The sequence below is a fragment of the Paenibacillus sp. S28 genome, from assembly GCF_016624415.1.
Classification (GTDB): domain Bacteria; phylum Bacillota; class Bacilli; order Paenibacillales; family Paenibacillaceae; genus Paenibacillus_AQ; species Paenibacillus_AQ favisporus.
The window spans coordinates 186,617-206,616 of sequence record NZ_JACVTM010000006.1; the positions used below are offsets into that span (position 1 = coordinate 186,617).

Here is a 20,000-nt window from a genome sequence, read left to right on the forward strand (position 1 = left end):
CCTCATTTTTAAGTGGACAAATTGTTTTCGACCTGCTGCCGTTCAAACTGCTCGCGGTACCAGCCGCCTTTGGAGAGCAGCTGCGCGTGGGTTCCTTGTTCGACGATGGCTCCTTCATCCAGCACCACGATCCAGTCCGCATGTTCGATGGCGGACAGGCGGTGCGTGGAGATCAGCGTCGTTTTGCCGGAGCGCTGCTTGCGGATATTTTCGATGATCCGCGCCTCGGTCCGGGCGTCGACCGCGGAGAGGGCGTCATCGAGAATCAGGATCTCCGGATCGGAGATGAACGCTCTGGCCAGCGATACGCGCTGCTTCTGGCCGCCGGAAAGGGATACGCCTTTCTCGCCGACGAGGGTGTCAAGGCCGGCTGCGAGCGTGTGCAGGTCGTTGTCAAACGCAGCTGTCGCGATTGCTTCCATAATGATGTCGTCTTCGGCCTGGAATTTGCCGAACTGGATATTTTGCCGGACCGATTTAGAGAACAGGATTTGTTCCTGCGGAACATAGCCGATCCAGCTGTGAAGCTGGTTTTGGGTAATGCGCTCGATCGGAACCTCCGAGATCAGAATATCGCCTGTTCCCGTCGGATACTCGTGCAGCAGCTGCTTCAAGAGCGTCGACTTACCGCTGCCGGTGCGTCCCACGACGCCGAGCGTTTGGCCTTTATGCAAGGTCAGGTTAATGTGCTTCAGATTGTCGACCGATGAGGTCGGATACCGGAACGTGACATCCCGCAGCTCAATCGTGTCGGGACGCTCCACCCGAACCGGATCGGGCGCATCCTGAACGTCCGGCACGACCGATAAGGTCTCATTGACCCGGTCGAGGGAGGCACTGCCCCGCTGCATGACATTGATCAGCTCACCGATCGCAAACATCGGCCAGATCATCATCCCAAGGTACATATTGAACGATACGAGATCCCCCAGGGTAATTTGATTTTTAAAAACGAGATAAATGCCGAAAGCCAGGCCGATCACGTAACTTGCGCCTACGCATAAGCGGATGGTCGGCTCGAACAGGGCGTCCAGCTTGGCGACCCGCATGTTTTTGTGGTACACATCGTCCGTAATTTCCTTGAACCGGCGCTGGTCCTCACGCTCCTGAACGTACGCCCGGATGACGCGCACCCCGGCGACCGACTCCAGCACCTGGTCGTTCATGTCGCCGAACGCGTCCTGAGCAGCCGTATACCGCTCGTGGATGACCTTGCCGTAAATTTTCATGGCCAGGGCGATAAACGGCAGCGGCAGGATAGCGGCGAGCGTCAGCTTCCAGCTGATGAGAAAGCCCATCGCCAGCAGCACAACGCTGAGGTACACCGTAGAGTCTGTCATCACAAGCATGCCGAAGCCCGCCGTGTTGGCGACAGAACGCAGGTCGTTGGTGGCTCTGGCCATCAAATCACCCGTCCGGTTCCGTTCGAAGAACGGAGGGACCATGCGCAGCAGCTGGTTCATGTAGCGGGAACGCAGGATGCGCTCCACGAGGTTAGCGCCGCCGAACAGCTTGTGCATCCATATGTAGGTGATGATGTAAATCACGGTGAGCGTACCGAGAATCAGCACAATATACCGTGTCAGCGAAGTCCAGGTAATCGAACCGCGGACGATTTCGTCGATGGCGTTTCCGAGAAAACGCGGGGGAAACAGCTCGCCGATTCCGCAGAGGATCAGCATGATCAAACCGATCAGGTAACGCTTCTTTTCCTGGCGGAAAAACCAGCCCAGGTTTTTAAGTACGGAAAACAAAACTTTCACTTCCTCTCATGTCTAAAATGCCGGCAGTTCTTGCTTGCGGAGTTCATGGAAAATTAAAAAAGGCATACCATCCGTATACGGACGATATGCCTTGCAATCCTACATTTATCATGCGTACGGTTGAGTGTGAGCAGCCGTACCGCGGAAGGTTAATATTCAATGGCTCCAAGAGGCACGACTTCATCGCGCTCCTTAAGAAGGCCTCACCAGCAGGGCTACTCCAGTATTCAATTGATAAAGATCTTGATGATGGTTGCGTGGATGAAAATTTATCATATTGAACACAGAACTCACCCTTTCTTGTTGATGTTGGTCTTGAGCCCGAGCAGGGAGCACTTGCGTATCAAGGACACGACCTTGCCGGGTTCATTTGGGAATAAATTGAAAACGGATCTCGTATGCAGAAAATTTTATCATCGCGTCAAGAGAGCTGTCAATTTATATTTTCAGGAATCCGCAAAAAAATGTTATGATGTACTTATGAACATACAGAATTAGAGAGAGGGAGTGAAACCAGATGGAACTGCGGATCAGCCCAGACGCTGCACGCTGGTATAAACGAGAATTGAATTTGGAAGAGGGCGCTTCGCTTCGCTTTTTTCCCCGCTACAGCTCGGGCGGCGGACTGCATCCCGGATTTTCGCTCGGCATTTCCGTGGAGAACCCGGAGCATCCGGTGCTGAAGGAAGAGCTTGAGGGCGTGGCCTTTTTCATAGAAGAACAGGACACCTGGTATCTGCAAGGATACGATCTGGTCGTCAATTATTTGGCAGCTTACGATGACATTGAATATGTATATGAAGCAGAGCGGGAACATAACACTTCCGCCACTTCTTAAATTAGGCTGAACCGGCCGCATCCGCTAAACCAAGCGAATGCGGCTTTTCTTTTGCTGACTGCAAGGCATGGACTATTCATGTCACTTCCGGGAGGAGACGGAGGAGAAACCGATCATGCGGTATTCGTAGCGGCCAACCTCCAACCGGCCGGCGGCGGCGCGTTCACCGCTCAGCTTATCGATTCCTTCGCGAGGCAGCGTCACGCTTCCCCCTTCTCCGTTCATGTTGACAATGACCCATATTTCCTCCGTCTCCGATTCGCGCGGCGCTACGATCGTGCCGGCCGTCACTTCCGCCATCCGCGTTACGTTCGCTTCTTTCCCGTAATGAATCAGCATCCGCTCCAGCATCTCACTGCCTTCGTCTCCTGCAGGAAGCGAGCCGAGCAGCACGATTCTGCCTTGCCCCCGCTTCATTTCCGTCAGGAAGGACAAGCCCGGCGATGGACCGCCGATGAGCGGTGAAGGCAATCGGATATTTTTGCAGCGCGAATATGGCGGCATAACACTCTTTTGCCGGCTTTGCACTTTTTTAAAAAGTGCCGTAAACCCACATTACAGGAGTCTTCAAAAATGTCTCATTGCCGGAAAAGAAAGCGTTGACCCATAATTAGGCCACAACGCTCGCGAGGCGATGAACACATATGGAGGTGGAAAGCGATGGAGCAGGCGACGGCCCAAGGGAATCTTCCGCAAGCGTCCAAGCCGGCGGTTTACCGCACGAGCATCGCGGCCAGGCTGCGCAGGGACAAATGGCTATACCTGTTAATGCTCCCCGGATTGCTTTATTTTTTGATATTCAAATATGTGCCCATGTGGGGCGTGCTGCTGGCCTTCCAAAACTATCAGCCGTTCACCGGGTTCTGGAAAAGCGAATGGGTGGGCTTCGAGCATTTCCGCCTGTTTTTTGAAAATCCCGAGTTTTTTATGCTGTTGCGCAATACGCTGCTGCTGTCGTTCTACAATCTGGTTTTCTTCTTCCCGGCTCCGATTATATTGGCGCTCCTGCTGAACGAAGTCAGGCTCGCGTTCTTCAAGCGGACTATCCAAACGATGATCTACGTTCCGCATTTTATTTCGATGGTCATCGTGGCGAGCTTGACTTACGTGTTTTTGACGACGGAGGGCGGCACCGTCAATGAGCTGCTCTTCCAATATACGGGCAACAAAATCCAGTTTCTGTCCGATCCGTCATGGTTCAGGCCGATGATCATCCTGCAGACGATCTGGAAGGAATGCGGCTGGGGAACGATTATTTTCCTGGCGGCGCTGGCGGCCGTCGACGTGGAGCAGTATGAGGCCGCGACGATCGACGGAGCGAACCGCTGGCGGCAAATTTGGCATGTGACGCTGCCGGCGATCCGCAGCACGATCGTGATCCTGCTGATCCTGCGGATGGGTAGCGTACTGGATAACGGCTTTGAGCAAATCTATTTGATGCTGAATCCGCTCAACCGCACGGTGGGAGAAGTGTTCGACACTTACGTGTACGCGATGGGCATTACGCAGGGCGCGTTCAGTTACAGTACGGCCGTCGGGCTGTTCAAATCGATCGTCGGCGTCACGCTCGTGCTCGGCACGAACTGGCTGGCGAAAAAAATCGGCGAATCCGGACTGTACTAACCCATTCAGAAAGGGGAAATCCATCCATGGCCAAGCAATACAGGACCGCGGCCGGCGTCACCTTCGACGTGGCTAACTATATCGTCCTAACGCTGTTCGGGCTGGCCGCCGTGCTTCCTTTCGTCTACGTCATTGCGGGTTCCTTCGCTTCGGACGCGGAGCTGACGCAGAGGGCGGTGTTTTTTATCCCGAAAACCTTTACCTTAGCGGCTTATGAGTTTATCTTTTCGACCGGGACGATCGTCAAAAGCATCGGCGTTTCCATTTACGTTACCGTCATCGGTACGCTCGTCAATCTGTTTTTTACGGTCACGATGGCCTATTCCTTGGCCAAGAGGGGACTTTACGGCCGCAATCTGGTGCTCAATCTCGTCATCTTCTCCATGCTGTTCGGCGGAGGAATGATTCCGACGTATCTGGTCGTCAAGGAGCTGCACCTGCTCGATTCGCTGTGGGCGCTCATGCTGCCTGGTGCAATTAGCGCGTTTAACCTGATCATCGTCAAAAACTTTTTTCAGGAGATACCGAAGGAAATTGAGGAGGCGGGCCGCATCGACGGCTGCTCCGAGCTGGGGCTGTTATGGCGGATCGTGCTGCCGCTCTCGATGCCCGTTCTCGCCACCTTCACCCTGTTTTACGCCGTGGGGCATTGGAACGATTTCTTTGCAGCGCTGCTGTATATTAACGATCCGGAAAAATGGCCGCTGCAGGTCATGCTGCGCCAGATCGTCCTGCTGTCACAGGCGGCAGCGGGCGATTTGAACTCGATGGATCCGAATTTTGTGAAACCGCCGGACCAATCGATCAAAATGGCCGTCATCGTCGTCGGCACGATTCCGATTCTGTGCGTGTATCCGTTCCTGCAAAAGCACTTCGCCAAAGGGGTTCTGCTGGGCTCGGTCAAAGGTTAAAGGTATAAGTCAGTCTGTTCACCGCGTGATCCCGCCAAAATGCTCCGGAATTTATACAAATCAACACTGATTTTTCACTTGGAGCCCGGGCGGTTTTGCAATATGATCTAACGTTAAAGGGAGGCTATTTTCGTGAAGAAAAAGAAAAAGCAAGCGAAACGCGTGTCCACATTTCTCATACTAAGCACGGTTTGCGCCGCAGCGCTCGCAGGCTGCTCATCCGGCAGCGGCAGCAGCAGCAGCGGGGGCGCCTCGGGCGGCTCGTCCGCAGCTCCTTCTGCAAACGCTTCCGCGGAGGCGGAGAAGCCGCTTAAGCTGAACATTATGCTCCCGATTTTTAAAACGAACTATCCGAAGGATGACAGCCCCGTTGCAGCAGAACTCGAGAAGCTGACGAACACGGACATCCATTTCGAATGGGTGCCGAACGCTTCATACGGCGATAAATTCAACATTACGCTTGCTTCCGGAAATCTGCCGAAAATTATTTACGTACCGGATTCGAAAGGTCCGAGCTTCGTGAGCGCCGTAAAATCAGGGGCTTTTTGGGACCTGACCGACAAGCTGAAAAATTATCCGAACCTAAGTCAGGCCAATGAAGTCATTCTGAACAACTCCTCAATTAACGGCAAAACGTACGGTATTTACCGCGGGCGCGAGCTTGGCCGCAACGGCGTATATTACCGCCAGGATTGGCTGGAGAAGGTGGGCCTGCAGCAGCCGAAAACGATTGACGATTTCTATAACATGCTGAAGGCGTTTAAGGAGAAGGATCCGGACGGCAACGGCAAGGACGACACGTACGGTCTGGTGATGGTCAAATGGACGGCAGGCTGGGGAGCAGGTTTCGACCAGATCAAGCTGTGGTTCGGCGCGCCAAACGTGTGGGGCGAAAAGGACGGCAAGCTGGTACCGGAATTCGAATACGACGAATATTTCGAAGCGCTCAAGTTTATGAAGAAGCTGTACGACGAGAAGCTCGTCAATCAGGATTTCGCCGTGATGGATTCAGCCAAGTGGACGGATCCGCTGGTGAATGGCCAAGCCGGAGCCATTATCGACGTCGTGGACGGAGCGGCCCGCGCCGACGACAAAATTCATGCCGCGCTTAAGGACGCAGGCAAAGAAGATTCCAGGGAGCAGTACGTGGACGTGTTCGGCGCCGTCACCGGTCCGGACGGACAAATTCATACGCTGCCGACTTCGGGTTTCGCCGGGCTGCTGGCCATCCCGAAATCGAGCGTAAAGAGCGAAGAAGAGGTCGACCGCATCCTGAAGTTTCTCGACCAGCTGAACGAACCGGACCTGCAGACGCTGACCAGCTTCGGGCTTGAAGGCAAACATTACAAGAAGATCGACGACAAGACGCTGGAGAGAAGCTCGGACTCGGTGCTGCTCGAGTCGGAAGTCGAAGGGCTGAATCAGATGGTGCCGTACATTCCGGAAGGCAAAGGGCTCCAGGTGGCCCAAACGCCGCTTCGCTTGAAGCAGACGGAGGTTCAATTGAAAAACCGGGACACGATCGTCGCCAATCCGGCGGAGCCGTTCATTTCCGAAGTGTACGCGCAAAAAGGGCAGCAGCTTGGCAACATCATTAACGATGCCCGGATCAAATTTATCGTCGGCCAGATCGACGAGAAGGGCTGGCGGGATGCGATCGAGCTGTGGAAAAAATCGGGCGGCGACGATTATGTGAAGGAGATCAACGAGCTGTACGCTGCCTCGAAGTCCTGACCGGCCCCAGCGTAAGTGACCAGTGCGGCTGTTCCAAGAAATCGTCCGCCTAGGGGACGGAGGCTGAAGCGGTGACCGGCTGGGGGACTGGAGCTGTACCCTTTAGCCGGTGGCCGTGAACGGATTGGAGAGGCTCCGGCCTCTTTTTTCCGAACAGTCATTATTATATTCGGGGTACCGTAAAACACCTGATTTCACAGCAAGCAGAAAGCCCCACGTCGTGGGGTTATTTCCGTATCCCCGGTTATTTGAACGATTTTCTCGGATTTCATGCTGGACATACCCGTGGAGCAGAGGGTACTGTTTTCTAAAGAGTTTTTTATGTATGGTTAATTGTATACGCTTACATATTTAAAGGACATAAGGCTCGCCATAAAGGCGGGGACGACAAATTTTGGATATGGTTGGTGAGCTGACGATGAATGGATGGAAGTCGCTAATGGCCCGCTTATCTGGCGGCGGATCGGGCAGCTTTTACAGAAAAAGCCTGATTATGTTCTTGTTCGTGGCCGGCATACCCGGGATCATCACCGGGATTTTTGTGTACTCCATGGCTGGCGGGAGGCTGGAGAAGGAACTGCTGAAGCTCCATAATGACCAGATCGAACAGCGGTCGCTGAACATTGATAAGCAGCTGTCCAACCTGGAAATGATGCTGGCGCACTGGGCGTTTGACTCGCGCTTTGATGAATCGCTGAGGGGCCACGACTTCGTGCGCGACTTTGAAAAAACGCGCGATATCACGAACACGCTGCTGGTGATGCAGGGCTCCAATACGATGATCCATAACGTCAGCCTTTATTTGCGCGGAGACCAGCCGATATTGTTTTATCCGGAATACTCCGCCTTGAATGACCGGCAGCTCATCTCCCGGTACGAACGTCTGATGGATGCGGGGAAGACCACGTATTGGACACAGCAGGCGCTTGACCCTGATCAGCAGGGTAAGACGGAATTGACGTTTGTGCATCTCATCCCGGGTGGCAGCTCGAATCCGCTCGGGGCTTTGGTCATCAGGCTGGACAACGATCAAGTCGCAGAGGTGCTGAGGACGTTGACTCCTTATGCTGATGGGGAGAACTTTCTGATGGAAGCGGGCGGCGGCCTCTACGTTTCCGCTAACGGCAACCGGATGGATTCGTCTTTTGTCAAGGCGGTCCGCGGTGATGTGGAATCCGATGGGAAGGCCCGAGGGTCCTTTCTCTTTGAATGGAACGGTAAAACCTATGCGGTCACGTACGGTTATTTCGCACGCATCATGGACAACTGGCTGTACGTGTCGGCCTCGCCGATTACAAACATTACGGCCCCGGTTGTGCTGATATCCAAAGTCATTCTGGCGGTCAGCGCGAGTGCTCTCCTGCTGGCGGTGCTGCTGGCGTGGCTTGCCTCGAAGCGGATGTATTCGCCGGTCAAACGGCTGATGGCGAATTTGCAGCCGCACGCTTCCTTAGCGGGAATGGGCAGCGTCGACGAATTTGCCATCATCGAGCGGCAGTGGCAGCACTTAAGCCGGGAGAGCCGGGAGCTGAGCGGCAAGCTGCTCGAGCAGCTGCCCCACGTGAAGGAAAGCTTTCTCCATCAGCTGCTGCAGGGGTATTTGTACGCCTATTCGGAGGAGGATCTGCGCTCGCGTATGGAACGGTACAGATGGCAGGTGCACGGCAAGCAGTTCGTCGTGCTGTACGTTCAATTGACGGGCATCGCCGCCATGGAGGGGAAATTCAAGTTCGGGGACGAGGGACTGGTCACTTTTGCGTCGGTCAACATGATTGAAGAACTGGCAGCCGCCCATTTCGAGCAGAGCAGTACGATCAATTTCCACGATCTCGGATCGGGCGTGCTGCTGATCCTGCCGGAAGGTGAGCCGTGTACAGAGCCGATCAAGGTGTTCAGCGAGGAGCTGACGCAAGCGGTCAACCGGCTGCTCAACATGCGCGTCACCATCGCCGTCAGCCGGACCATGAACCGCATCAGCGACATTCCGCTCGCCTTTGAAGGGGTGAAGCATGCCGCAAGCTTCCGCAACTTCGAGCATGACAATCAGATCATCGAGATGGAACAGCTGAACTACGAAGACGGGGCTGAGCCTCCGTATCCGTTTACGCTGGAGCGGGAGTTCCTGCAGGCGCTTCGCACCGGACAGGAAGCGGATGCCCGGGCTCTGCTCGCCGACTTTCAGAATGCGCTGTCCGTACAAGGAGCGAAGGCGATCGATGTCCAGCAGGGAATGCTCCATCTGCTCGGATCTGTCCAGCACGCGATCCTTGTATCCGGCATCCAGCCGAACCGGCTGTTCAAAGGCGCCAATTTGTATGAGCAGCTCTCGCAGATGAAAGAGCCGGCTGCCTTCCGGGACTGGTTCGAGGCGAAGGTCATCGCTCCGTTCATGCAGGAGCTGACGAACCGGTCGGACTGCCAGGTCAAACAGCTGATGGAGCAGGCGATGATCTACATGCAGCAGAACTACATGCTCGATATTTCGCTCGATAACTGTGCCGACCATATCGGCACAAATCCTTTTTTTCTGAGCAAGTCGTTTAAGCGGGTTACCGGCAAAAACTTTATCGATTATCTGACCGAGCTGCGCCTGGAAAAAGCGAAGGAGCTGCTGCGGGAATCGGAGCTGAAGATCAACACCGTCGCCGAGCAGGTCGGCTACCAGCACAGCTATTTTAACCGGATCTTTAAAAAGCTTGAGGGGATGACGCCAACCCGCTACCGTGAGCTGAGCCGGGCGGAATAGGCGTCAGTGATACAGTTACGGACGAAGCCGGCAGCGGCTCAACAAGAGACCGCTGCCGGCTTTTTATGCTGCTTGCCACTTCGCCGAGCCCTGCCAAGCATGCTTTTCAGGATGCATTCCCAAGGTGCCCGCCCCGCTGCAAGAATGTGCAAGCCGGGTGAAAACGTGCAATGCTGCCGCACCGGGCCCGCCAAGAAAGTGTCATTGCCGGGAAAACGGCCGTTCTCTACACTGAAGGCGTGATGACAAAAGCGGAAGCAAACGAATTGCCAAAAGGAGATGAGTCCATGAACGAAACCCGAGTAGACGTACGTTGGCTGAAGGACGCCCCGACGGTTCCGGCCGGGGTGACCTGGGGGATGCCGTGGAAGGAAGGACAGTTGCAGAGAAACGAGCCGCTGGCGCTGCAGGCTCAAGAGGGTGGTGAAGCTCCCCACCTGCAGAGCTGGCCGGCCGCGTATTGGCCGGACGGCAGTGTCAAATGGACGGCGCATGCGGCGGTTTTTCCCGCGGGAGTACCCTCTAGGTATGTCGTCGAGAAAGGGGAAGCTGGACAAGCGGCATCAGCGCCTTCGTTGTCCGTTAGCGAGACGGATGAAGGCATCCATGTGGACACGGGGGTTTTTTCTTTTCATATTCCGAAGAGCGGCAGCCGGATTATAGGCAGCATACACCGGGGCGGAATTCTCGTCTGCTCCGGCGGCGAACTGGTCGCCATGAAGGAAAGTGTAAGCGAGCTGACCGGTGCGCGCACGATCCGGGAAGAGCGCTATCAGTCCCGGATTTATTCAGCGAAGGTGGAGCAGGCCGGTCCGGTGAGAGCGGTCGTCAAGCTGACGGGCCGGCACCGCGCTGTGAACGGGACCGGGGAGTGGCTGCCGTTTTCGCTGCGGCTATACGCTTACGCGGGGCTGGAGTCCATCCGGATCGTGCACACGTTTTTTTACGACGGCAATCCGAACGAAGACTTTGTGAAGGGGCTCGGGATCCGGTTCGCGCTGCCGATGCGGGAGAAGCTCTATAACCGCCACGTCCGGTTCGCCGGCGATACCGGCTTTTTGAGCGAATCGCCGAAGACGCTGCATACGCGCCGGACGAAAGGCCGATATATGGACCTGTTCAAGCGTCAGCTGGATGGCGAGAAGCTGACCGACGAACAAATGGACGACGATTATTTTATGAACCTGCTGGACGAATCGGCTTGCTGGGACGGTTTTAAGCTGGCACAGCTCTCAGCCGATCATTACCGGATATTCAAGCGGACGCAGCCCGGCTGCAGCTGGGTCAAAGCCGCCGAAGGCCGCAGAGCGCGCGGCGTCGCCTACGTCGGCGGTCCAGGCGGGGGGCTGGCGCTGGCCATGCGCCATTTTTGGCAAAAGCACCCCGCCGGCATGGAAGCGCACGGGCTGACGGGAGACGAGGCGCAGCTGACCGCCTGGTTCTGGTCGCCGGAAGCTCCCGCCATGGACATGCGCCATTACGATACGAAGACGCATGTCGAATCGTCGTATGAAGGCGCGGAGGAGATGAGGGCGACCCCTTACGGCGTCGCGAACACGAGCGAGCTGACGATCTGGTGCCGCGAATCGACTCCTTCGCCGGCGGAACTGGAGGCTTACGCGGTGTATAACGAATCACCTCCGCAGCTTGCGTGCGACCCCGACTACCTGCACAGCCAGGGCGCATTCGGCATCTGGAGCCTGCCGGACCGGGAGACACCGGTCAAAGCACGTCTGGAAGAGAGGCTGGACGGCATCATCGCTTTCTACCAAAGGGAGGTGGAACAGCGGCGCTGGTACGGGTTCTGGGATTACGGCGATTTCATGCACAGCTACGATCCGGCCCGCCACGTCTGGAATTACGACCTGGGCGGCTGCGCGTGGCAGAATACGGAGCTGGTTCCGAACATGTGGCTGTGGCTGATGTTTTTACGCTCGGGACGCGAAGATATTTTCCGGATGGCGGAAGCGATGACGCGGCATACGAGCGAGGTCGACGTATACCATTTCGGCGAATACGCCGGGCTCGGCTCCCGGCACAACGTCGTCCATTGGGGATGCGGCTGCAAGGAAGCCCGGATCGGCATGGCCGGCCTGCACCGGTACTACTACTATTTAACGGGGGACGAACGGATCGGAGATATGATGGACGAGGCGAGGGACGCCGATTATACGACTGTTCACATCGATCCGATGCGGGCCTATTTTCCGAAAGACGAGCACAAGACGCATATCCGGGTCGGCCCCGACTGGGCCGCCTTCAGTTCAAACTGGATGACCCGCTGGGAGCGGCAGGAGGATACATTCTACCGCGATAAGCTGCTGACCGGCATTGCATGCATCAAGCAGGCCAATTACGGCCTGATTTCCGGCCCTACCTACGGCTACGATCCGCAAACCGGCGTGCTGACGCCGATGGGCGACGACAACTGGGGCCGCCATTTGGCCCTCTGCATGGGAGCGCCGCAGGTGTGGTTCGAACTGTCCGCCATGCTGAAGGATGAAGAATGGAACGAAATGATGGCCGATTTCGGCATTTTTTATAACCTTTCACAGGAAGAAAAGGACCAGATCACAGGCGGGGTCATCAGCACGCAGCGGTTTGAGCATCCGGTGCTAACATTGGCGCTCGTTGCGTATGGGGCTTGGTACCGGAAGGATCAACGGACGGCTGATTTTGCCTGGTCGACACTGCTTGGGCACCGGTTTGCCTGTACGGACCTTGAGAAAGACGCCGCGGCCGTCACTTACGTTAACGACCTGCGCGAGTTTGACTGGATGAACACGAACGAGGCGTCGCAGTGGTCGCTGAATACGATCATCAGCCTGGCGCTGATCCCGGACGCCCTGCCGGAGGAAGCGGTATCGGCCGGGCAGAAAGCGCAGGTATGACGGCTCAATGAGGAGGCCATTCCGGCCACCCTCGGAAGGAGGTACGCACAATCGATGCAAACGGATCCATCGACCGGGGGCGGGAACACGCAGGACACCCGCAGCCCGCTTATTCCTAAAGGGTGGGACAGGATTTACGCGAATCCGCTCGCGAAGCCGGAGCATGTTACCGGTTTTCGAATGGAAGGAGAGGCTGCCGTCACGTTTCCTTTGGGCCGGATGCGTCTCGAAAGCGTGCTGGACGAGGCCGAGGGGCAGCGAGCCAATTTTGTGCTGTGGTGCCCGCAGGATTTTCCGGTGGAGGCCGCCATGTCCTGGGATTTTTGGCCGGTGCGCGAGCCGGGTCTCGCGATCATGTTTTTCAGCGCAAGCGGCAGGGAGGGCATGGATTTGTTCGACCCTTCGTTCAAGCCGCGAACGGGAGAATACGATCAGTATCATCATGGCGATATGAACGCCTTTCACGTGTCTTACTTCCGGAGGAAATGGACGGAGGAGCGAAGGTTTCAGACATGCAATTTGCGCAAAAGCTACGGCTTTCATCTGGTGGCGCAAGGGGCCGACCCCATTCCAGGCGTGATGGATGCGGACGGCCCTTACCGGATGCTAATCGTCAAGGAGGGGAGGCTAATTACCTTTGCCGTCAACGATCTCCCCTTGTTTGTGTGGGAAGACGACGGAGTATCCTACGGACCGCCGCTTGGAGGCGGCAAGCTTGGCTTCCGCCAGATGGCGCCGCTGATTGCCGAGTATGCCAATTTAACCGTATATGCCAAAAGCGATCCTTAACCGGCGCATCCTGATAGATCAGGCCGCTGGATGCTTATGGATTCGGCTTTGCGGAGGGCTGTCAGCAAAAATTGGGGCGGCGCAAATCCAGACAAAATAAAAACTCCTTTCCGCCTGGAAAGGAGTTTTTGCTGCTGATCGAGATTTTATTAAATGTGCTGCGTATAGTTATCGGTTTCCACCGCAAACTGAAAATCCTCGATATCAAAAACATGCACAGGCACAGCAGCCTCGACGATCCGCTGGATCAGCTCGATCTGATCGGTGAGCACCGGGGCTTCCTCCCGCTGCGAGGACAGCAGCAGCTCCGTCTCAACCGGGTCGAACAGCTCGCCATAGGGAGCGGTGTCCATCGCGTTGATGACCGTAATCCGCGCCGATTCGCCAAGGAGGATCGAAGGACTCTTGGCCCAAGGCATATGGAGCGCTTTCTGAATTTTTTTCTTGTTCAGCGGTTCCTCGAAATAGGCGGTCAGCTCCTTGATTCTGGCCTTCACGTACCTGTCATCCTCCGCAGAGCTCATCAGCGGTTCGTCGCTGTCCTGAAGCTCATACAGCTCCAGCAGGCTGGTGTAAGGCACGATATATTCAACCGGGACGCTCGTCTGGAGCAATTCTCCATAGATCGCCACCATGACCGCTTCTGTAACGAATTGTCTAGACATCAAGAACCTCCTGAATCCTAAGTATCTAACCCAAGCTGACCTTGCCGGGATAATGTATAATGATCGATACAGGAACAAAGTCCGATCTTACATTTAAGGATATCTAATCATTGAAGGGGGGAAATGTCAACTCATGAGCGTTAGGAAAAGGCAATTCAGCCCGGATCGGACCGATTATGGCCGCTGCTTTCCTGCAGGAAGGGGAGGAGCGCTTCGGTTTGCCGCATGCCGCGGCCGGGCGGATGGGATCCTGCGCCAAGCAGCGGATGCGGCTGACCTGAACAAGGTATGATATAGGAGGCGTCCGGATTGCCGGCGCATATTCGCCTCTACCCACGCCATTAGCCTGATTGACAGCCAGAAAGGAGAGGGAATGTTTTTTGGAATATTGGAAAGCTTATTACCGGTTTGTTAAACCTTATACGAAATGGATTATTTGTACGCTGATCATCGGCATGATCAAATTCGGCATCCCTTTGACGCTGCCGATGATTCTTAAATATGTAGTGGATGACCTGCTGCTTAACCCGAAAATGACGGTATCGGAGCAGGTTACCCGGCTGTTTCTCATTTTAGGGGGCGCGCTCGTCCTGTTTATTATCGTGCGGGGGCCGGTCGAATATTTACGGCAGTATTTTGCCCAACTGATCACGAGCCGGATTTTGTTCGACATGCGGAACCGCCTGTATGCGCACCTGCAGCGCCTGTCGCTCCGCTACTACCAGAATACGAAGGTAGGCGAGGCCATCTCTCGTTTTATCAACGACGTGGAGCAGACGAAAAATATCGTTGAGGTCGGCATGATGAACATTTGGCTGGACATGTTCACGCTGCTGATTGTGCTGGGGGTGATGCTGTACCTGAACCCGGTGCTGACCCTGGTGTCCATCGCCATTCTTCCGCTTTACGGGATCGCGGTCAATGTGCTGTATAAGCGTCTCAAGAAGCTCACCAAGGACCGTTCTCAGGCGCTCGCCGGCATTCAGGCGTATTTGCATGAACGGATCCAGGGAATTTCCGTGATCCGGAGCTTTACCCTCGAGCGCTTCGATCATAAGCAGTTTACGGGCATCAACCAGAATTTCCTGAACAAAGCGCTGGCGCAGACGAGATGGAACGCGCTGACGTTCTCGATCATCAACACACTGACGGATATCGCCCCGCTGCTTGTGATCGGGTACGGCGGCTACCGGGTGATCCATCATGATTTGACCCTGGGCACGTTTGTCGCCTTTTTCGGCTATCTGGACAGGCTGTATGCGCCCCTCAAGCGTTTGATCAACTCCTCCTCAGTGCTGACGCAGGCCTCCGCTTCGCTGGAAAGAGTCATGGAATTGCTGAAGGAGCCGTACGATATTGTCGATGCGCCGGACGCGAAAACCCTTCAGGGGCCGGTTCAGCATATTTCGTTTGACGAGGTGTGGTTTAAATACAATGAGGGCAGCGACTGGGTGCTCAAGGATATCAGCCTCGATATCAAGCACGGGCAGACCGTCGCTTTCGTTGGCATGAGCGGAGGCGGCAAATCGAGCCTCATTTCGCTGATCCCGAGATTTTATGACATTCAGCAGGGCAGCGTGTCCATTAACGGGCAGAATATCCGGAAGCTGACCCTTGAAAGCCTGCGGGGTTCAATCGGTATGGTGCTGCAGGATAACTTCCTGTTCAGCGGGTCGGTGAAGGACAACATTCTGATCGGCAACCCCGAGGCGAGCATGGACGAGATTCAAGCGGCTGCGGTTTCGGCCAACGCCCATGACTTTATCATGAATCTGCCGGACGGGTATGAGACGGAAGTCGGGGAACGGGGCGTCAAGCTGTCCGGTGGGCAGAAGCAGCGCCTGGCCATCGCCCGCGTTTTTTTGAAAAATCCGGAAATTCTAGTGCTGGACGAGGCAACCTCCGCACTGGACCTGGAGTCCGAGCATCTCATTCAGCAGGCACTGCAATCGCTGGCTTCAAACCGGACGACGCTGATCGTCGCCCATCGGCTTTCCACGATCACCCACGCGGACCAAATTGTCGTGATGGAGCACGGGATGATTACGGAACAGGGAACGCATGCCGAACTGATGGCTTTGGACGGAAGTTATGCACGGCTGTATAATGTGCAGCACCTGGAGGTTTAAACAAAAAAGAAGAAACCCGCGTCTTCAAAAGACCGGGTCTCTTAACATTCAGAAGAGGTGCCCCATAGCGGGCGCCTCTTTTTTTAACTTTTGCCGATCAGCAGGGACAACAGCCCGGCCGCAATCAAAGGCCCTACCGGAACGCCCTTGAACAAGGCGACGCCAAGTACCGTTCCGACGAGCAGTCCGGCGACGATGGTCGGATTGGCCGACATCAGTGAGGCACCGCGGCCGCCAAGATAAGCGACCAGCATCCCGATGGCGATCGCCAGCAGGGACTTCCAGTTCAGAAAGGAGCTTCCGAGCATTTGCAGGCTCATTTTTCCGCTGGCCACCGGTGTCATGACGCCGATGGTCAGGATAATGATGCCCAGTGTCAGCCCGTACTTCTCCAGCCAGGGAAACGCCTGCTGTAGATGCAGCACCCGCAGCAGCAGCAGGATGGTCATCGCCACGGTAATGGTCGTGTTGCTGCTGATTATGCCGAGGGCGGCGAGAATCAGCAGGATCAGTGATGTAAAATCCGTACGGAACATCTCCTCTCTTTTGGCAGCCGAAAGTACCGCCGCATTTTGATGTGTATGTCGACGCGGACTGACTTCCATGAAATGGTTATTGCTGCGAAGCCCGAACGGCGGCGATATGCTCGGCTATCAACCCGCCGTGCTTGCGGCCGGTTTCGATAAAGACCTCGTTCGCATTGCGGCCGGACGCGATGACGCCTGCCACGTAGAGTCCGGGCACATTGCTCTCCATCGTTTCCGGGTTAAACAGCGGTTTCTCCATATCCCCATCCAGTTCGACGCCGCAGGAGGCCAGCAGCTTCCGGTCCGGCCGGAATCCGGTTAAGGCAAGCACAAAATCGTTATCGATTTCGGTCGTATGCCCGTCTTTATCTTCAATGGTGATGGACGACTCCCGAATTTCGGTGACCTTGGATTGCACGTGGACCTCTATTTTCCCCTTTTTTACCATCGCTTCAAACACCGGGCGCACCCACGGCTTGATGTTCTCGGAAACCTCCTCTCCCCGGTAGACCATATGGATGTTTGCCCCAACACGAATCAGTTCCATGGCTGCGTCAACTGCCGAGTTGCTGCCGCCGATGATCGCCACGTTCATCCCGGTATAGGGGTGGGCCTCGCGGAAGTAATGCGTAACTTTATCCAGATCTTCGCCGGGGATGCCTATGTAATTCGGGTGGTCGAAATAACCGGTGGAAATCACGACGTTTCTGGCTTCATATTGATGTTTTTGTCCGCTGCGGTCAACGGTATGTACCACAAAGGAATGATCCGGCTGCCGCTCCACGGACAGCGCTTCTTCGTACTGGGAGATGGACAAGTCGTAATGATCCGCTACCTTGCGGTAGTAGGACAGGGCCTCGTACCGAAAAGGCTTCTCGTTCGGGGAAGGGAACGGCACATCACCGATCTCCAGCAGCTCAGCCGTACTGAAAAACTGCATGTGGGTCGGATACAGGTAAATGGAGTGGACCAAGCAGTGCTTCTCAATAATATGTGTCGATAGTCCGCGGCGTCCGCATTCGATGGCGGCCGATAGCCCGCATGGACCGGCTCCGATAATAATGACGTCTTGCATGAATTTCTCCTCCTCTGTCTATAAACCACTCACGTTTTATCGTATCGCAAATTTCCGGTAAAAACCACCATGGACAGCCAATAGAGATCCGCACAAGGTGTGCATGCGGCTGATCATTTTTACGTGAACATGCTGCATATACGGTGATTTTTACATGTGCCGTTGACAAATTCGTTTGAGAGACATAATATTAGATACATATAAAATTAGATGTTTATTAAAATTATTATTTCGGTATTTCGGCGGGCTATCCGGTTTGATGGCAGGAGATCAGTTGCAGCCTGGTTCCTTCCGGACAGCGCTCGGTATATTTTACCCAACCTTTCACGGGATTTATCAAAGGAGGTCCGGCCGAACATCGAATGAGCAATGAAGGGAGCTGACATGTATATGAGTAAAGCAGACGAAATGCAGAAGGGAACCTCCGATCCAATGAACGAGGCCATGAAGGCGGCGGTGCTGAGGAACTTTTTTGCGGCGGACGGGAGGCTGGCGCAAATACCAGCCCAGTACAAGAAGAAATTGATCGCCATGCAGCATCTGGTGGAGAAGCTTGAGCCGGGGCGCCGTTACACTGAGAAAGAAATCAACGCGTTTATACAGCAGTTTCATGATGATTACGCAACGATCCGGCGCGAGTTTATCATTCACCGGTATATGTCTCGGGATAACGACATTTATGAAATGAACCCCAAGGATCAGTGGACGAAGTGGGAGCAGGTTTGATCCCGTCCGGAAATTAAAGCTTGACATGAAACAAGCATTCCGTATATGATGGCAGCAAATGACAGGAAAGGAGACGATATAAAATGATGAAGAGCATTGTATGGAACTTGACCCCTTTAACATTTTATATATGGTCTCCTTTGACGGCTGGATAATCGATCGGATTTGAGGATTCACGTCTGATCATACGGCATTTCATCAGCAGGCATGGTTTCATGTTTGCCGAATAAGCCGCGGAGACCTACATGGGTTGCCGCGGCTTTTTTGCGTTCGGTAACGTTTCGGTATGGCATCACAGAGTTGGTGTGCCTTTTTCCGGACGTTTCGGTTTGCGCATAAAAGGGAAATGCTTTCTGATTGATTCAGAAGTCATGCCCCCGGAGCCTAAGCTTCGGGGGCTTTTTGTCATTCATTCACTAATTGGAGGGATTTTTACTTGAATTTAGAGCATTATGGATGGAATACGGATTGGCAGCAGAAATGGCTGCAGGGAGATCGCAAACAGCACGTTCCCGGCCGCATCGTCAGCGACTTCGGTCAAATGTACCGGGTCTGGACCTCAGCCGGGGAAGTATGGGGAGAAATATCGGGCAGGCTGAAGCATGAGCATCAGGACCGAAGCGAGCTGCCGGCTGTGGGCGACTGGGTGGAAGTTCAGGTGCTGGAGCAGGAAGAGCGGGTGATCATTCACGGCGTCTTGGAACGTAAAACCTGCATCTCCCGGCAGGCCGCAGGAGTCGCCACCGTTAATGAGCAGATCATCGCCTCCAACGTCGATACGCTGTTCCTGGTCAGCTCGCTCAATGACGATTTTAACGTCAGGCGCATGGAGAGGTATTTGATCATGGCCTGGAACAGCGGCGTGACCCCGGTTATACTGCTCAGCAAGGCCGATCTATGCCCGGACGCGGAGCTGAAGGTCGCTGAGATGGAAGGGGCGGCTCCGGGGGTGCCGGTTCACGCCATCAGCGCGCTGGAAGATATGGGACGCGACATCGTCTCCGCTTACCTGGGAGAAGGGATCACCGTGGCGCTGACCGGCTCATCCGGCTGCGGCAAATCGACCATCGTCAACTGGTTGTCCGAGGCCGGCGTGCAGAAGACTCAAGGGATCCGCGATGATGACAGCCGCGGGCGCCATACGACGACGCACCGCCAGCTGTTCCTGCTGCCCCAAGGGGGCATCATGGCCGATACGCCCGGCATGCGGGAACTGCGGCTGTTCGAAGACGAAGGAGGTCTGGCCCAAGCGTTTTCCGACATCGAGGAGATCGGCGGCCGGTGCCGCTTTGCGGACTGCAAGCATGAAGGCGAGGCGGGATGCGCCGTCCGGGAAGCGGTGGAAGCAGGCGTACTGGAGGAGCGGCGGCTGTCTAATTACCATAAGACGCAGCGGGAGCTGAAGTTTCAAGCGGTAAAAGAAGCACGAAGCAGGCGCAAGGCTGATCCGAAGGGGCGGGGATCCAAAAGTGGGGCCCCGCGCAAATCCTCATCCTATTGGACGAAGCAGCTGATGGATGAATAAGTCAGCAAAAAACCACGATGGATACCATCGTGGTTTTTTGGGCTGGAGATCGTTGTCC

15 protein-coding genes are annotated in these 20,000 nt (G+C 55.2%); 10 read left to right on the forward strand and 5 right to left on the reverse strand.

Features of this window, described 5'->3' with window-relative positions; translation table 11 throughout:
* Nucleotides 1-8: 8 nt before the first annotated feature.
* On the reverse strand, nucleotides 9-1,754 hold the full coding sequence (locus tag IAE55_RS16605; RefSeq protein ID WP_145157524.1) for an ABC transporter ATP-binding protein: 1,746 nt from the start codon (nucleotides 1,752-1,754) through the stop codon (nucleotides 9-11).
* A 526-nt stretch (nucleotides 1,755-2,280) separates the two neighbouring features.
* Between IAE55_RS16605 and IAE55_RS16610 the strand changes: the two genes are divergently transcribed.
* Nucleotides 2,281-2,601, forward strand: a complete 321-nt coding sequence (locus IAE55_RS16610; protein ID WP_200633287.1) for a HesB/YadR/YfhF family protein — start codon at nucleotides 2,281-2,283, stop codon at nucleotides 2,599-2,601.
* A gap of 81 nt (nucleotides 2,602-2,682) precedes the next feature.
* Here the strand turns inward: IAE55_RS16610 and IAE55_RS16615 are convergent, their stop codons facing one another.
* Complete coding sequence (locus tag IAE55_RS16615; RefSeq protein ID WP_200633288.1) at nucleotides 2,683-3,105, reverse strand: Beta-galactosidase C-terminal domain; 423 nt, start codon at nucleotides 3,103-3,105, stop codon at nucleotides 2,683-2,685.
* 156 nt (nucleotides 3,106-3,261) lie between these two features.
* On the opposite strand from IAE55_RS16615, the gene IAE55_RS16620 reads away from it, so the two are divergent.
* From IAE55_RS16620 to IAE55_RS16645, 6 genes are all read left to right on the forward strand, one after another.
* Entirely contained in the window at nucleotides 3,262-4,224 is a 963-nt protein-coding gene (locus tag IAE55_RS16620) for an ABC transporter permease (RefSeq protein WP_200633289.1), read from the forward strand.
* 26 nt (nucleotides 4,225-4,250) lie between these two features.
* Complete coding sequence (locus IAE55_RS16625; RefSeq protein ID WP_076167901.1) at nucleotides 4,251-5,135, forward strand: carbohydrate ABC transporter permease; 885 nt, start codon at nucleotides 4,251-4,253, stop codon at nucleotides 5,133-5,135.
* 132 nt (nucleotides 5,136-5,267) lie between these two features.
* Complete coding sequence (locus IAE55_RS16630) at nucleotides 5,268-6,869, forward strand: extracellular solute-binding protein (protein WP_200633290.1); 1,602 nt, start codon at nucleotides 5,268-5,270, stop codon at nucleotides 6,867-6,869.
* 400 nt (nucleotides 6,870-7,269) lie between these two features.
* Nucleotides 7,270-9,615 (forward strand): helix-turn-helix domain-containing protein, encoded by a 2,346-nt coding sequence (locus IAE55_RS16635; protein ID WP_234489639.1) that lies wholly within the window; start codon nucleotides 7,270-7,272, stop codon nucleotides 9,613-9,615.
* A gap of 287 nt (nucleotides 9,616-9,902) precedes the next feature.
* Nucleotides 9,903-12,506 carry an exo-rhamnogalacturonan lyase family protein gene (locus IAE55_RS16640; RefSeq protein ID WP_200633291.1) on the forward strand — a complete coding sequence of 868 codons (2,604 nt, stop codon included), beginning with the start codon at nucleotides 9,903-9,905 and terminating at the stop codon, nucleotides 12,504-12,506.
* A gap of 54 nt (nucleotides 12,507-12,560) precedes the next feature.
* Nucleotides 12,561-13,295 carry a DUF1961 family protein gene (locus tag IAE55_RS16645; RefSeq protein WP_200633292.1) on the forward strand — a complete coding sequence of 245 codons (735 nt, stop codon included), beginning with the start codon at nucleotides 12,561-12,563 and terminating at the stop codon, nucleotides 13,293-13,295.
* Nucleotides 13,296-13,444: 149 nt separating this feature from the next.
* Here the strand turns inward: IAE55_RS16645 and IAE55_RS16650 are convergent, their stop codons facing one another.
* Nucleotides 13,445-13,960: an ADP-heptose synthase gene (locus tag IAE55_RS16650; RefSeq protein WP_076167894.1), complete on the reverse strand. Its 516-nt coding sequence runs from the start codon at nucleotides 13,958-13,960 to the stop codon at nucleotides 13,445-13,447.
* A 380-nt stretch (nucleotides 13,961-14,340) separates the two neighbouring features.
* Here IAE55_RS16650 and IAE55_RS16655 point away from each other — a divergent pair, with 380 nt between their 5' ends.
* The gene (locus tag IAE55_RS16655; protein ID WP_200633293.1) at nucleotides 14,341-16,089 is read left to right on the forward strand and encodes an ABC transporter ATP-binding protein; all 1,749 of its coding nucleotides are present in this window, start codon (nucleotides 14,341-14,343) and stop codon (nucleotides 16,087-16,089) included.
* An 83-nt stretch (nucleotides 16,090-16,172) separates the two neighbouring features.
* Here the strand turns inward: IAE55_RS16655 and IAE55_RS16660 are convergent, their stop codons facing one another.
* Together IAE55_RS16660 and IAE55_RS16665 are read right to left on the reverse strand one after the other, a co-directional pair.
* Nucleotides 16,173-16,625 (reverse strand): DUF441 domain-containing protein, encoded by a 453-nt coding sequence (locus IAE55_RS16660; protein WP_076167888.1) that lies wholly within the window; start codon nucleotides 16,623-16,625, stop codon nucleotides 16,173-16,175.
* 76 nt (nucleotides 16,626-16,701) lie between these two features.
* Nucleotides 16,702-17,691 (reverse strand): YpdA family putative bacillithiol disulfide reductase, encoded by a 990-nt coding sequence (locus tag IAE55_RS16665; RefSeq protein ID WP_152402365.1) that lies wholly within the window; start codon nucleotides 17,689-17,691, stop codon nucleotides 16,702-16,704.
* Between the two features lie 390 nt (nucleotides 17,692-18,081).
* On the opposite strand from IAE55_RS16665, the gene IAE55_RS16670 reads away from it, so the two are divergent.
* Both IAE55_RS16670 and rsgA read left to right on the forward strand, forming a co-directional pair.
* Nucleotides 18,082-18,417, forward strand: coding sequence for a DUF2087 domain-containing protein (locus tag IAE55_RS16670; RefSeq protein ID WP_234489612.1), 336 nt, complete (start codon nucleotides 18,082-18,084; stop codon nucleotides 18,415-18,417).
* 436 nt (nucleotides 18,418-18,853) lie between these two features.
* Complete coding sequence (gene rsgA, locus IAE55_RS16675; protein WP_234489613.1) at nucleotides 18,854-19,942, forward strand: ribosome small subunit-dependent GTPase A; 1,089 nt, start codon at nucleotides 18,854-18,856, stop codon at nucleotides 19,940-19,942.
* Nucleotides 19,943-20,000: the final 58 nt, after the last annotated feature.

Coding starts and splice junctions, on each gene's coding strand:
- IAE55_RS16610 (WP_200633287.1), top strand. CDS start 2,281: ATGGAACTGCGGATCAGCCCAGACGCTGCACGCTGGTATAAACGAGAA.
- IAE55_RS16615 (WP_200633288.1), bottom strand. CDS start 3,105: ATGCCGCCATATTCGCGCTGCAAAAATATCCGATTGCCTTCACCGCTC.
- IAE55_RS16620 (WP_200633289.1), top strand. CDS start 3,262: ATGGAGCAGGCGACGGCCCAAGGGAATCTTCCGCAAGCGTCCAAGCCG.
- IAE55_RS16625 (WP_076167901.1), top strand. CDS start 4,251: ATGGCCAAGCAATACAGGACCGCGGCCGGCGTCACCTTCGACGTGGCT.
- IAE55_RS16635 (WP_234489639.1), top strand. CDS start 7,270: ATGGTTGGTGAGCTGACGATGAATGGATGGAAGTCGCTAATGGCCCGC.
- IAE55_RS16640 (WP_200633291.1), top strand. CDS start 9,903: ATGAACGAAACCCGAGTAGACGTACGTTGGCTGAAGGACGCCCCGACG.
- IAE55_RS16645 (WP_200633292.1), top strand. CDS start 12,561: ATGCAAACGGATCCATCGACCGGGGGCGGGAACACGCAGGACACCCGC.
- IAE55_RS16650 (WP_076167894.1), bottom strand. CDS start 13,960: ATGTCTAGACAATTCGTTACAGAAGCGGTCATGGTGGCGATCTATGGA.
- IAE55_RS16660 (WP_076167888.1), bottom strand. CDS start 16,625: ATGTTCCGTACGGATTTTACATCACTGATCCTGCTGATTCTCGCCGCC.
- IAE55_RS16665 (WP_152402365.1), bottom strand. CDS start 17,691: ATGCAAGACGTCATTATTATCGGAGCCGGTCCATGCGGGCTATCGGCC.
- IAE55_RS16670 (WP_234489612.1), top strand. CDS start 18,082: ATGAGTAAAGCAGACGAAATGCAGAAGGGAACCTCCGATCCAATGAAC.